This window comes from Rhodoferax sp. (assembly GCF_018063565.1).
Lineage (GTDB): Bacteria > Pseudomonadota > Gammaproteobacteria > Burkholderiales > Burkholderiaceae_C > Rhodoferax.
The window spans coordinates 1-12,946 of sequence record NZ_JAGPBB010000092.1 but is presented as its reverse complement, the minus strand read 5'-3'; the positions used below and the strand labels follow the sequence as shown (position 1 = coordinate 12,946).

Annotated in this window: 11 protein-coding genes and 1 pseudogene; 3 read left to right on the top strand and 9 right to left on the bottom strand. The window is 61.0% G+C overall.

The features are described 5' to 3' along the window. The 7 genes and pseudogenes from KBF66_RS16295 to dapC form a co-directional block, all read right to left on the bottom strand. A pseudogene (locus tag KBF66_RS16295) lies at positions 1 to 97 on the bottom strand (sugar nucleotide-binding protein); the annotation flags it as partial. A gap of 12 nt (positions 98 to 109) precedes the next feature. Continuing rightward, entirely contained in the window at positions 110 to 1,165 is a 1,056-nt protein-coding gene (gene rfbB, locus KBF66_RS16290; RefSeq protein ID WP_296659631.1) for a dTDP-glucose 4,6-dehydratase, read from the bottom strand. Between the two features lie 33 nt (positions 1,166 to 1,198). Continuing rightward, positions 1,199 to 3,154 carry an ATP-binding cassette domain-containing protein gene (locus tag KBF66_RS16285; RefSeq protein ID WP_296659625.1) on the bottom strand — a complete coding sequence of 652 codons (1,956 nt, stop codon included), beginning with the start codon at positions 3,152 to 3,154 and terminating at the stop codon, positions 1,199 to 1,201. Positions 3,155 to 3,231: 77 nt separating this feature from the next. Beyond that, positions 3,232 to 4,197 (bottom strand): 50S ribosomal protein L3 N(5)-glutamine methyltransferase, encoded by a 966-nt coding sequence (gene prmB / locus KBF66_RS16280; RefSeq protein ID WP_296659620.1) that lies wholly within the window; start codon positions 4,195 to 4,197, stop codon positions 3,232 to 3,234. Position 4,198: 1 nt separating this feature from the next. Next, the gene (locus KBF66_RS16275; protein ID WP_296659616.1) at positions 4,199 to 5,374 is read right to left on the bottom strand and encodes a PilT/PilU family type 4a pilus ATPase; all 1,176 of its coding nucleotides are present in this window, start codon (positions 5,372 to 5,374) and stop codon (positions 4,199 to 4,201) included. 71 nt (positions 5,375 to 5,445) lie between these two features. Then, a complete protein-coding gene (dapD, locus tag KBF66_RS16270) occupies positions 5,446 to 6,270 on the bottom strand; it encodes a 2,3,4,5-tetrahydropyridine-2,6-dicarboxylate N-succinyltransferase (protein ID WP_296659612.1) in 825 nt (274 codons plus the stop codon). Between the two features lie 38 nt (positions 6,271 to 6,308). Beyond that, positions 6,309 to 7,529 carry a succinyldiaminopimelate transaminase gene (dapC, locus tag KBF66_RS16265; RefSeq protein ID WP_296659606.1) on the bottom strand — a complete coding sequence of 407 codons (1,221 nt, stop codon included), beginning with the start codon at positions 7,527 to 7,529 and terminating at the stop codon, positions 6,309 to 6,311. 183 nt (positions 7,530 to 7,712) lie between these two features. Between dapC and KBF66_RS16260 the strand changes: the two genes are divergently transcribed. Then, positions 7,713 to 8,930 carry a phosphodiesterase gene (locus KBF66_RS16260; RefSeq protein ID WP_296659603.1) on the top strand — a complete coding sequence of 406 codons (1,218 nt, stop codon included), beginning with the start codon at positions 7,713 to 7,715 and terminating at the stop codon, positions 8,928 to 8,930. Between the two features lie 45 nt (positions 8,931 to 8,975). Here the strand turns inward: KBF66_RS16260 and KBF66_RS16255 are convergent, their stop codons facing one another. Beyond that, a complete protein-coding gene (locus tag KBF66_RS16255; protein ID WP_296659598.1) occupies positions 8,976 to 10,535 on the bottom strand; it encodes a fumarate hydratase in 1,560 nt (519 codons plus the stop codon). Between the two features lie 101 nt (positions 10,536 to 10,636). Between KBF66_RS16255 and nhaA the strand changes: the two genes are divergently transcribed. Beyond that, the gene (gene nhaA / locus KBF66_RS16250) at positions 10,637 to 11,833 is read left to right on the top strand and encodes a Na+/H+ antiporter NhaA (RefSeq protein WP_296659594.1); all 1,197 of its coding nucleotides are present in this window, start codon (positions 10,637 to 10,639) and stop codon (positions 11,831 to 11,833) included. 1 nt (position 11,834) lies between these two features. Here the strand turns inward: nhaA and KBF66_RS16245 are convergent, their stop codons facing one another. Beyond that, positions 11,835 to 12,449 (bottom strand): YqhA family protein, encoded by a 615-nt coding sequence (locus KBF66_RS16245; RefSeq protein WP_296659591.1) that lies wholly within the window; start codon positions 12,447 to 12,449, stop codon positions 11,835 to 11,837. Between the two features lie 131 nt (positions 12,450 to 12,580). On the opposite strand from KBF66_RS16245, the gene KBF66_RS16240 reads away from it, so the two are divergent. Beyond that, a partial coding sequence (locus KBF66_RS16240) for an acetyl-coenzyme A synthetase N-terminal domain-containing protein (RefSeq protein WP_296659589.1) occupies positions 12,581 to 12,946 on the top strand: 366 nt, incomplete at its 3' end.

The window sequence follows — 12,946 nt, the reverse complement described above, 5'->3', positions numbered from 1 at the left end:
TGTCGTTGTCCAGGGCGATGAGTTCGCCTAAAGGGCTCAATGATCGCTGCAGTTCCCAGCCGACCTGGCCGCCTTTGCCGAAGAGGAGGATTTTCATGGAGAGGTCCGCTCAGGCGTACTGCTTTTGCACCCAGTCCCGATAGGCCCCGCTTTGCACATGGGCCACCCACTCGGGGTTGTCCAGGTACCACTGCACGGTCTTGCGGATGCCGCTCTCAAACGTTTCAGCCGGTTTCCAGCCGAGTTCGGCTTCAAGCTTGCGCGCATCGATAGCATAGCGGCGGTCATGACCCGGGCGGTCGGTGACGTAGGTGATCTGGTCTTTGTAGGGCTTGCCATCGGCTCTGGGGCGCAGCTCGTCGAGCAGGCTGCACACGGTGTGCACGATGTCGATGTTGGCCTTTTCGTTCCAGCCACCGACGTTGTAGGTTTCACCCAGCTTGCCGGCTTGCAGCACCCTGCGGATGGCGCTGCAGTGGTCTTTGACGTACAGCCAGTCGCGGATTTGCTGGCCGTCACCGTACACGGGCAGGTTCTTGCCAGCCAGGGCGTTGACGATCATCAGCGGAATGAGTTTTTCCGGGAAGTGGTAGGGGCCGTAGTTGTTGCTGCAGTTGGTGGTGAGTACCGGCAGGCCGTAGGTGTGGTGCCAGGCGCGCACCAGGTGGTCGCTGGCAGCCTTGCTGGCTGAATACGGGCTGTTGGGTTCGATGTGGTGTTGTTCGGTAAAGGCGGGGGCGTCTTTGGCGAGGCTGCCATAGACCTCGTCGGTGCTCACATGCAGGAAGCGGAAGGCTGCTTTTTCTGGAGCTGCCAGGGCAGACCAGTATTGGCGTACGGCCTCCAGAAGCTCATAAGTGCCGACGATGTTGGTGTGGATGAAGTCACCGGGGCCATGGATGCTGCGGTCGACATGGCTCTCGGCGGCAAAGTTGACGATGGCACGGGGCTGGTGGGTGGCCAGCAGCTGGCTGACCAGGGCGCGATCCCCAATGTCGCCTTGCACCAGGGTGTGGCGCATGTCGCCTTGCAGGCTTTGCAGGGTTTCGGGGTTGCCGGCGTAGGTGAGTTTGTCGAGGTTGATGACGGGCTCGTCGTTCAAGGCCAGCCAGTCGAGGACGAAGTTGGCGCCGATGAAGCCGGCGCCGCCGGTGATGAGGATCATGGTGTTTCCCTTGGGTTGTTCTGGCAATTTGGCTCAAGCCAATTCTATTTGTTCAGACACCTCAAGCCATTGCTCCTCCAGCGTCTGCAACTCTTCATTGACCACTTTCAGGCGTTTGCCCAGGTTGGCAAAGTCTGAGGGCGGCGGCGACTGGCAAAGGTGGGCTTCGAGCTGTGTGCCTTCGGCTTGCAGGGTGGCCATGCGGGCTTCAAGATCAGCCAGTTTGCGTTTGAGTGAGCCGGTGGGTGCGGGCTTTCTTTGCTCCTTGGCCAACTCGGCGGCTGCCTCGGCCTGTGCTTTTCGCTCGGCCTTGGTGGCGGCGCCACTGGCCTCCTTGATGGCCTCGCGCTGGCGACGGGCTTCGTCCAGCAGGTAGCGCTGATAGTCGTCGAGGTCGCCATCAAAGGGCTCAACGCCACCCCGGGTGACCAGCCAGAACTCGTCACACACGCTGCGCAGCAAGGCGCGGTCGTGGCTGACCAGCATCAAGGTACCTTCAAATTCATTGAGTGCCATGGCCAGAGCCTCACGCGTGGCCAGATCAAGGTGGTTGGTCGGCTCATCCATCAGCAGCAGGTTGGGGCGCTGCCAGACCATCATGCACAGCACCAGGCGGGCTTTTTCACCGCCGCTCATGCTGCCGACGGCCTGTTTGACCATGTCGCCACTGAAGTTGAAGTTGCCCAGAAAACTGCGCAAGTCCTGCTCGCGGGTAGCCTGGCCGCCGATCTTGCCGGCGGCTGTCATGTCTTTGACCAGGCGGATCATGTGCTCTAACGGTGTGTCGCTGGGACGCAACACATCGAGCTCCTGCTGGGCAAAGTAGCCAATGTTGAGGCCCTTGCCCTCGGTGATTTCGCCACCGATGGCATGCAGGTCGCGTGCGATGGTTTTCACCAGTGTCGATTTGCCCTGGCCGTTGGCGCCCAAAATGCCGATGCGCTGGCCAGCCAGCACCGACTTGCTGACCTTGTTGACGATGATGGTGGGTGGTGTGCCCTCGGGCGCGCCTTCTGGCGGCGGGTATCCAAAGCTGACGCCGGTCATGGAGAGCATCGGGTTGGGCAGATTGGCGGGCTCTTTGAACTCGAAGGTAAAGTCAGCCTCGGACAGCAGCGGCGCGATTCTCTCCATGCGATCGAGTGCCTTGACCCGGCTTTGCGCCTGTTTGGCCTTGCTGGCCTTGGCCTTGAAGCGGTCGATGAATTTCTTGAGGTGGGCGATCTTGTCCTGCTGCTTGGCAAATGCCGCTTGTTGCAACTCCATCTTTTCGGCGCGCATGTCTTCAAACTTGCTGTAGTTCCCGCCGTAACGCACCAGTTTGGCTGCGTCGATGTGCAGGGTGACGTCGGTCACGGCGTCGAGAAACTCGCGGTCGTGGCTGATGACGATCAGGGTACCTTCGTACTTTTTCAGCCAGGCCTCCAGCCAGACCAGGGCGTCCAGATCGAGGTGGTTGGTCGGCTCGTCAAGCAGCAGCAGGTCTGACGGGCACATGAGGGCGCGCGCCAGTTGCAGCCGCATGCGCCAGCCGCCGGAGAAGCTGTTGACCGGGTTGGTGAGTTCAGTGGTTTTGAAGCCCAGGCCGAGGATCAGCGCCTGCGCGCGCGCGGGGGCGTCATGCGCGCCGGCATCTTGCAGCGCCATGTAGGCGTGGGCCATGCGGTCGTAGTCGTCTGTGGCCTCGGCGGCGGTGACCTCCTGCTGCGCGGCGAGCAGGGTGGTGTCGCCGTCGACCACAAAGTCGGTGGCGCTTTGCCCGGTTTCGGGCATGTCCTGCGCCACCTGGCCCATGCGCCATTGGGTGGGGATGCTGTATTCGCCGAGGTCTTCGTGCAGGCTGCCGTTGAAGAGGGCAAACAGGCTGGACTTGCCCGCACCGTTGCGACCCACCAGACCAACCTTCTCACCAGGGTTGAGGGTGACCGAGGCGCCGTCCAGCAGAACTTTGGTGCTGCGGCGCAGCGTGACGTTTTTTAGGGTAATCAAAAGAAGATTTCAGGGTTGTGCCGTGAGTCGGTCTGAGGGGCCGACTGGCGCGACGCAGTGGCGCCGGGTGGCCGATTTTAAGCGGTGCCGACGCGGGTGCAGAATGGGGCGCGCAGCAGGCTCTCGCGGGTGACCAGCAGCACCTGGTCTTCGCCGGCGCTGGTTTCCAGCCAGACCACCTCCAGCGCGGGAAAGGCAGCCTCGAAATGGACGCGTTCATGGCCAACTTCGAGCACCAGCAGTGCGCCTGGGGTCATTTGTGCGGGGGCATCGAGCAGCAGCTGACGAATGAAATCCATGCCGTCGACGCCACCGGCACGGTTGCCGTCCAGGGCAATGGCGGGCTCGGCCTGAAACTCCGGGGGAAGGCTGGCCATGCTTTGGGCGTTGACGTAGGGCGGGTTGCACAGAATCAGGTCGTAGTGGCTGCCGGTTTTGGGAATACCGTCGCACTGGCGCAAGTGGATGCGGTCGTGCAGGCCATGGCGGTCGATGTTGATGCGCGCCACTTCGAGTGCCTGCGGTGAGATGTCGGCCGCCTGCACCTTGACATCCGGATAGACCACAGCGGCAATGATGGCCAGGCTGCCGTTGCCGGTGCAAAGGTCGAGCACGCGCTCGGTGCTGTCGCTGAGCCAGTAGTCGAGGTTTTCACCCATCAGGATTTCGGCAATCAGGGAGCGTGGAACGATCACGCGCTCGTCGACATAGAACGACAGGCCCTGTAGCCAAGCCTCGTGGGTCAGGTAGGCGGCGGGTTTGCGGCTGCTGATTCTGCTCTCAATCAGTAGAGCGACAGCGTCAATTTCTGATTGCGCTAGCGGCCTGTTTTGTTCAGAGGATGGGTTCGACAGGTCGGTGTCGAGGGGCAGACCGAGCTGCCACAGCACCAGCCAGGCAGCCTCGTCATACGCGTTCGTGGTGCCGTGGCCAAACACGACGCCGGCCAGGTCGAGCTGGCACGCGACCGCGCTGATGCATTGCAGCAGCGTGGTGGTGGCGGAGGGCGCGCCGGTTGACGGTTTGGGGTGCCGCTGGGTCACGTCAATGTCCTATATCCAGCGTGATGTCGGTGAACGTGGGTTCGTCATCGTGTTCCCGCTGGGCCAACAGGAGGGAGGAGTCGGTGTGGCTGGTGAAGTCATTTTGCAGACGCCACATCAGGTTGGTGGGCGAGTCGGAGTTGATCAGACCCTCTTTGCGCTCCACAATGCCGTCGGTGATGAGGCGGGCAATGTCCTGCTCAAAGGTCTGGCTGCCTTCGGCGATGGACTTTTCCATGGCCTCCACAATGCCCGAGAAGTTGCCTTTTTCGATCATTTCGGCGACCAGCTTGGTGTTGAGCATGATCTCCACCGCTGGCGTGCGGGTTTCGGCGATGGTGCGCAGTAGCCGCTGCGAGACGATCGCTTTGAGCGTGGCAGCCAGATCGCCCAGCATGGTTTGGCGCACTTCGACCGGGTAGAAACTCAGGATGCGGTTGAGCGCCTGGTAGCTGTTGTTGGCGTGCATGGTGGCCAGGCACAAGTGCCCGGTCTGCGCGTAGGCGATGGCAGCGGTCATGGTTTCGCGGTCGCGAACTTCACCAATCATGATCACGTCGGGGGCCTGGCGCAGGGCGTTTTTGAGGGCAATCTGCGCGGATTGGGTGTCGGTGCCGACCTCGCGCTGGTTGACCACGGCGCGTTTGTTTTTGAACAGGAATTCGATCGGGTCTTCGATGGTCAGGATGTGACCCGACATGCAGGTGTTGCGGTGATCGATCATGGATGCCAAGGTGGTGCTCTTGCCGGCGCCGGTGGCACCCACCATCAGGATCAGCCCGCGTTTTTGCAGCATCAAGTCGGCCAGTGTCACCGGCAGCGACAGCGAAGCCAGGGGCGGCACCTCGTTGGCAATGAAGCGGATCACGGCGGCGAACGAGCCGCGCTGGCGCATGCCACTGATACGAAAACGTCCGACCCCGGACATGGACCAGCCAAGGTTGAGCTCGTTGAGGTCCTGCAGCTCTTCGATGCGGTTGGGTGGCAGGATTTCGCTGAGCAGATTGAGCGGTGCCTCGGGCGGCAGAATCTGGCTGTTGATCGGCACACACAGCCCGTTGATGCGGATCAGGGCTGGCGAGTGCGCCGACAGATAGACGTCGGACGCCCGCTTCTCGGCCATCAGCCGGAGAATGCGTTTCATGGTGCCCTGTTGTACGGTGTCAGCGGTTGCCATGGTGAGCTCCTCGGTTGGGATGGAAGTGCATCGTCATCTCGCGGGCAGGTGCAGGGCTGGCGCCGGTCCGTCTAGTCGCGCAGCAGGTCGTTGAGGCTGGTCTTGGCACGGGTCTGCGCGTCAACGCGCTTGACGATGATGGCGGCATACAGGCTGTAGCGGCCACCCTCTTTGGGCAAGGTGCCCGAGATGACCACCGAACCGGCGGGCACCCGGCCGTAGCTGATGGTGTCGCTGGCGCGATCGTAAATGGGGGTGCTCTGGCCAATGTAGACGCCCATAGAGATGACCGAGTTTTCTTCCACAATGACGCCTTCCACCACCTCGGAGCGGGCACCGATGAAGCAGTTGTCTTCAATGATGGTCGGCCCGGCCTGCATCGGCTCGAGCACACCGCCGATGCCGACGCCGCCGCTGAGGTGGACGTTCTTGCCAATCTGTGCGCATGAACCCACGGTGGCCCAGGTGTCGACCATGCTGCCTTCGTCCACATAGGCCCCAATGTTGACGTAAGAGGGCATCAGGATCACCCCTTTGGCCAGGAAGCTGCCACGGCGCGCCACGGCCGGTGGCACCACCCGCACACCGGTGGCTTTCATGCCGGCCTCGTCCATTTGCGAGAACTTGGTGGGTACCTTGTCGTAAAAACCCAGATCGCCGGCGCGCATGATTTCGTTGTCTTTGAGCCTGAAGCTGAGCAGCACGGCTTTTTTGATCCACTGGTGGGTGGTCCATTGACCCACTGACTCGCGGGTTGCGACCCGCAGGTGGCCGGTGTTGAGCTGGTGGATGACGTGATCGACCGCGTCTGTCACCTCTTTGGGGGCATTGGTGCTGGACAAATTGGCGCGGTCGTCCCACGCGGCATCAAGGATGGTTTGCAGTTGCTGGGTCATAGTGAAAGGCGCAGTCGAAGGTAGGACGTTGGAAAAAATCAGCCGGGCTGGTAGCTGCGGGCAAAGTCGCGGATGCGTCGGGCGGCCTCAACACACTCGGCAGTCTCGGCCACCAGAGCCATGCGGATGCGCCCACGGCCGGGGTTGTGGCCATCGACTTCGCGCGCCAGATAGGAGCCAGGCAGCACGGTGACATTGTAGGCAGCATAAAGGGCGCGGGTGAAGGCGGTATCGTCGCCAGGCACCTCTGCCCAGAGGTAAAACCCGGCATCGGGCAACGCAACGCCCAGCACATCGGCCAGCAGCGGCATGACCTGGGCAAACTTGTCCTGATACAGCGCCCGGCTCTGCATGACATGGGTTTCGTCGCTCCAGGCGGCCAGGCTTGCGACCTGCACGGCCGGGCTCATGGCACTGCCGTGGTAGGTGCGGTAGAGCAGAAACTGCTGGATGATGCTGGCATCGCCCGCCACAAACCCACTGCGCATGCCCGGCACGCTGCTGCGTTTGGACAGGCTGGTGAGTGCCATCAGGTTTTTGAAGTCGTGTCGCCCGAGCAGGGCTGCAGCCTGCAGGCCGCCCAGTGGGGGCTGATCGCCGAAGTAGATCTCGCTGTAGCATTCGTCCGAGGCAATGACGAAGCCATGCTGGTCGCTCAGCGCAAACAGCTTTTGCCACTCGGACAGGGGCATGACGGCACCCGTCGGGTTGCCGGGTGAGCAGACAAAGAGTAGTTGGGTACGCGACCACACCGAAGTCGGTACATCGTCCCAGGCTGGTGCGAAATTGCGCGTGGGGTCACAGGCAACAAAGTACGGCTCGGCCCCGGCCAGCAGGGCTGAACCTTCATAAATCTGGTAGAACGGGTTGGGGCTGACAACCAGCGGCTTCTGGCCGTGCCGTCCGGTCGAGCGGTCGACCACGGTTTGCGTCAGCGAGAACAGCGCTTCGCGAGAACCCAGGATGGGCAGCGTCTGTGTCAGCGGGTTGACCTGCAATTGGTAGCGACGCGCCAGCCAGTCGGCAAAAGCCTGCCGCAGGCCGGGCTCGCCGGCCGTGGCTGGGTAGGCGCTGAGCCCGCTGGGGGTGCGGGTGATGGCATCGGTCATGGCGCGCTGGATCAGGGTTGGCGTGGCATGGCGGGGCTCACCGAGACCCAGGCTGACGGGTGTATAGGCTGGGTTGGCGGTGACGGTTGCCAATAGCTCGCGCAGGCGTTCGAACGGGTAGGCTTGCAGGGATGAGAGCAGGGGATTCATGGCAGGTGATTATCACGGAGCTTGCAATCGGTAGCAGTGAATCTGTTGACACTCATTTCCCATGGCCGCAGCTCAGAGATACACTGCGCCCATGAATCCAGGCTGCACCCTGTTGCGTTGGCCAGCGCAAAGAATGGTTCTGTTTTTACCAGTCGAACCTCAAAAGGAATACTTTCGCGTGATATGGAACTGATCGAAATATCGACCCACCAGTTCTTTTTGGGAATGTCCCTGGATTACACCTTGCGGGATACCGATGGCACTTTGCTGTTGACCAAGGGCAAGAGGATCGAAACGTCGCAACAGCTCGATGCCATCAAGAGTCGCCGCCGTATCTGTGTCGAGATTGACCAGACCGACGAGGGTGTGCGCGCGATGATTCACAGTTTGCGTTCGCTTGACCAAGCTGGCGCGCCGATCAAGGATTTTGAGAAGTTTCTCAACATCAGGAAGGCGGCCTCGACCGAGGAAAAACCGGCTGGAACCCTGGTGCAGCAGTGGGGGGACCTGGAGTCCAAGCTGGGTGGTGTGCTGGCCAGTGTGAAGACGGCGAATGACTTTGCGCAGCGCATTGAGCAGCTGGAGCGCCGCATCGCGACGTTGCTGCAGCAGGACGCCAATGGCTCACAGTTTTACTTGTTCAACCGCTCGGTGACGCATTTTGGTGGCTACAGCGCGCTGCATTCGCTGTTGTGCGCGGCGTTGGCGGGCTCGCTGGCACCGATATTTGCGCTGTCTGAGGCGCAGCAACGCAGTCTGGTTTGTGCCACGTTGACGATGAATGTGGCGATGACTTATTTGCAGGATCAACTGGCCCTGCAAAAAAATGCGCCCAGCCCGCAGCAACGCAGCGTGATTGACGGCCACGCTGCGGCGGGCAAGCAGCAGTTGGAGGAGGCGGGCGTGACGGACACGTCATGGCTGACCATGGTGGCCATGCACCACGCCAATCTGGGTGATACCGACAATTTTTCGCAATGGCCGATGCTCAAACGCATGACCAAGATCTTGCAGACGGTGGATCGCTACACAGCGGCCATGAGCCCGCGCAAATCGCGTTCGGGCCGAACGGCGCGCGATTCTGTGCGCACCGTGGTGGTCCGCGAGGGGGCCGAAAAACACGATGAGGTGGGCACCGCTCTGGTGAAGGTGCTGGGGCTAAGCCCACCGGGTACTTTTGTCAAGCTGGTCAATGGCGAGACGGCGGTGGTGATGCGCCGGGGTGTGAAACCGGCCGAACCGATGGTGGCTTGTGTGCTCAACCGCAACGACGAACCCGTGGCGGAGCCCAGGCTGCGGGACTCCTCACGCCCGGAATTTGCCATTGTGGCGACGCTGGCGGGCACGGCCGTGCGCGTCAACCTCAATACCGACCTGATGATCCGATTGATCCCCCGGTAGCGGGAACGATGGGAACGCCAGGCGCGGCGGTTTTTGTCAGAGGCATCAGGTTGACGTTACCGGCACACCTTTGAACTCGCCGCTGGCGATACGTTTTTGCCACTCGGCAGGGCCTGTGATGTGGGCACTGGTGCCACCGGCGTCCACCGCCACCGTGACCGGCATGTCGACCACATCGAACTCGTAAATGGCTTCCATGCCCAGGTCGGCAAAGCCCAGCACCCTGGCAGTCTTGATGGCTTTGGAGACCAGGTAGGCGGCACCGCCCACGGCCATCAGGTAGGCACTCTGGTGTTTTTTGATGGCTTCGATGGCGACCGGGCCGCGTTCGGACTTGCCAATCATGGCGATCAATCCCGTCTGTGCCAGCATCATCTCGGTAAAGCCGTCCATGCGTGTGGCGGTGGTGGGGCCGGCTGGGCCGACCGCCTCGTCGCCCACGGGGTCGACCGGGCCGACGTAATAAATGACGCGGTTGGTGAAGTCGACGGGCAGCGTCTCGCCCTTGGCCAGCATGTCTTTGATGCGCTTGTGGGCGGCGTCGCGGCCGGTGAGCATTTTGCCGTTGAGGAGCAGCGTGTCGCCGGGTTTCCAGCTGGCCACCTCGGCTTTGGTGAGGGTGTTGAGGTCGACCTTTTTGCTTTTGACATAGTCAGGCTTCCAGGCGACGTCGGGCCAGGTGTCGAGCGAAGGGGGTGTGAGGTAGACCGGGCCGCTGCCGTTCATCACAAAATGCGCGTGGCGAGTGGCAGCGCAGTTGGGAATCATGGCAATGGGTTTGCTGGCCGCATGGGTGGGGTACATCTTGATCTTGATGTCGAGCACGGTGGTCAGGCCGCCCAGGCCTTGGGCGCCAATGCCCAGGGCGTTGACCCTGTTGTAGAGTTCGAGGCGCAATTGCTCAACCTTGTCGAGCGCCGCGCCGCTGGCGGCCTTGGCCTGCAGCGCGTACATGTCGAGGTCGTCCATCAGGCTTTCTTTGGCCATGAGCACGGCTTTTTCGGCGGTGCCGCCAATGCCGATGCCCAGCATGCCCGGCGGGCACCAGCCGGCGCCCATGGTGGGCACAGTTTTGAGCACCCAGTCGACCACACTGTCACCCGGGTTGAGCATGTACATCTTGCTCTTGTTTTCACTGCCACCCCCTTTGGCGGCGACGGTGACTTCGACCGTGTTGCCGGGCACGATTTCGGTGTTGATGACGGCGGGGGTGTTGTCTTTGGTGTTTTTGCGCAAAAACTCGGGGTCGGCGACGACGCTGGCGCGCAGGGTGTTGCCGGGGAAATTGTAGGCGCGGCGCACGCCCTCGTTGATGGCGTCGTCCAGGCTGCCGGTAAAGCCGTCCCAGCGCACATCCATGCCGACTTTGAGAAACACGTTGACGATGCCGGTGTCCTGGCAGATGGGGCGGTGGCCCTGTGCCGACATTTTGCTGTTGGTCAGGATCTGCGCAATGGCGTCTTTTGCGGCCGGGCTTTGCTCGCGGTCGTAGGCGCGTGCCAGGTGGGCAATGTAGTCGGCGGGGTGGTAGTAGCTGATGAATTGCAGGGCGGCAGAGATGGATTCGATCAGGTCATCCTGCCGGATGGAGGTGGGCGTGCTCATGGGGTTTACCTCATTTGAAATGACGCGGGCTGAATGTCCCGCTAATATGCAAGTTTAACCAAGCACCCCCAACGTCAGACTGACGGTCTGGCGCGTTCGCCATGATCAAGTTTTTCTTGCGTAACCTGACACCGTTTATCAACGCCCAGACCTTGGGCGGGGTTTTGCTGGCGCTATCGGCTTTGATTGCGCTGGTGCTGAGCAATTCTGGCTGGAGCGACTTTTACCTGAAGTTGCTGGAATTCCCGGTGGAGTTGCGCCTGGGGCACGACTGGCTGGTTCTGGCCAAGCCGATGATCGTCTGGGTCAATGACCTGTGGATGGCGGTGTTCTTTTTTCTGGTGGGCCTGGAGATCAAACGTGAGTTGCTCGAAGGTGAACTGGCGTCGGTGCGGCAGGCCCTTTTGCCCGCTGGAGCGGCGCTGGGTGGCATGGTGGTGCCGGCACTGATCTACGCTGCCATCAATGGACATGATCCGGTGGCATTGCGTGGCTGGGGCATTCCGATGGCGACGGACATTGCGTTTGCGCTGGGCATTCTGGTCCTGCTGGGCAGTCGGGTGCCAGCGTCGCTGAAGATTTTCCTGACGGCAGTGGCCATCATTGATGACCTGGGGGCGATTCTGGTGATTGCGTTTTTTTACACGGCGGATCTGTCGCTCACGATGTTGCTGGCGGCCGGTGGCGGTGTGCTGGTGCTGCTGGCGCTGAACCGTGCCCGGGTCAACGCCATTGGCCCTTACGTGATTGTGGGTCTGCTCATCTGGGTGTGTGTGCTCAAGTCAGGTATTCATGCGACGCTGGCGGGTGTGATCACGGCGCTGGCGGTGCCACTGTCTGACGGACGGGGCGGCTCGCCTGCCGGTCGGGCCGAGCACGCGTTGCACCCCTGGGTGGCGTACGGGATCCTGCCGGTGTTTGCCTTTGCCAATGCCGGGGTGTCGTTGCAGGGTGTAGCGTGGGCGACTTTGCTGCAGACGGTGCCCTTGGGCATTGCGGCGGGGCTGGTGTTTGGCAAGGCGCTGGGTGTGTTTGGCGCTTCCTGGCTGCTGATGCGGTTTGGTGGTGCCAGACTGCCCGAGCACAGCAGCATCATGCAGTTTTTTGGCGTCTGTGTGTTGTGCGGTGTGGGGTTTACCATGAGCCTGTTCATTGGCTCACTGGCGTTTGAAGGTGCCGATGCGGTCTACGGCACGCAGGTCAAGCTTGGGGTGCTGCTGGGTTCTCTGGTCAGCGCAGTGCTGGCGGTGTTGCTGCTGGTCAGTCAATCGACCCGTCAGGTGCTGAAGGAGCGGTGAATCAGTGTGCGCCTGCCTTGGGTTGGGTCATCAGCTTGTCGGTATAGGCAATCGCGATGGCAGACAGTAAAAAAGTGATGTGGATGGCGGTCTGGGCAATCAGCACCTTGGGCTCGTAATTGGCGGCGTTGATAAAGGTTTTGAGAAGGTGAATGGAACTGATGCCAATGATGGCAGTGCCGAGCTTGACTTTGAGTACCGAGGCGTTCACGTGGCTCAGCCACTCGGGCTGATCACGGTGGCCTTCGAGGTCCATGCGGCTGACAAAGGTCTCATAACCACCCACAATCACCATGATCAACAGATTGGAGATCATCACGACATCGATCAGCGCCAGCACCACCAGCATGATGATGGTCTCGTTGAGCGAGGTTACAGCGACATCCGACTTGTATCCGATGCTGGTGACCAAGGCTTGAAGCGCAGTCTGGTTGCCAAAGGCGGCCTCCAGCAGGTGGAGCAGCTCGACCCAGAAATGGAAGACATAAACACCCTGCGCCGCAATCAGCCCGACATACAGGGGCAACTGCAACCAACGACTGGCAAAAATAAAACGGGGAATCGGTCGAAGCCCAGCGGTGGCGGGCGTTTGAGTGGAAGGCTTGGCGGTGGACATTGGTATTTCGCTGGGTTGAGCAGCGCGCATTTTACTGGGCTAGCATGTCAAGCTCGTGTCAGTCAGTGGCATGTAAGTGCCAGACCAGACATTATTGGGTGAACTTCGTTTAACAAAGAGGAGATTGATCTGTGAGCACCCCTTCGTCCGCTATTGAGTCTGTGTTGGTTGAGAACCGTGTTTTTCCGCCGAGTGACGCCACCGTCAAGGCGGCGCGCATTTCCGGTATGGACAGCTATTACGCCCTGTGCGCTGAAGCTGAAAAAGATTTTGAAGGGTTTTGGGCCCGCCTTGCCCGCGAGAACGTGGTCTGGAGCAAGCCCTTTACCAAGACGCTAGATGAGTCGAATGTGCCGTTTTACAAGTGGTTTGAAGACGGTGAGCTCAATGCCTCGTACAACTGCCTGGATAAACACATGGGCACCGCCAACGAGAACAAGGTGGCGGTCATTTTCGAAGCCGACGACGGTGCCGTGACCAAGACCACTTACAAGGAG

What these genes read in the sequence shown, in the direction of transcription:
- rfbB (WP_296659631.1), bottom strand. Translation starts at nt 1,165, where the DNA reads ATGATCCTCATCACCGGCGGCGCCGGCTTCATCGGCGCCAACTTCGTC.
- KBF66_RS16275 (WP_296659616.1), bottom strand. Translation starts at nt 5,374, where the DNA reads ATGGCAACCGCTGACACCGTACAACAGGGCACCATGAAACGCATTCTC.
- dapD (WP_296659612.1), bottom strand. Translation starts at nt 6,270, where the DNA reads ATGACCCAGCAACTGCAAACCATCCTTGATGCCGCGTGGGACGACCGC.
- dapC (WP_296659606.1), bottom strand. Translation starts at nt 7,529, where the DNA reads ATGAATCCCCTGCTCTCATCCCTGCAAGCCTACCCGTTCGAACGCCTG.
- KBF66_RS16260 (WP_296659603.1), top strand. Translation starts at nt 7,713, where the DNA reads ATGGAACTGATCGAAATATCGACCCACCAGTTCTTTTTGGGAATGTCC.
- KBF66_RS16255 (WP_296659598.1), bottom strand. Translation starts at nt 10,535, where the DNA reads ATGAGCACGCCCACCTCCATCCGGCAGGATGACCTGATCGAATCCATC.
- nhaA (WP_296659594.1), top strand. Translation starts at nt 10,637, where the DNA reads ATGATCAAGTTTTTCTTGCGTAACCTGACACCGTTTATCAACGCCCAG.
- KBF66_RS16245 (WP_296659591.1), bottom strand. Translation starts at nt 12,449, where the DNA reads ATGTCCACCGCCAAGCCTTCCACTCAAACGCCCGCCACCGCTGGGCTT.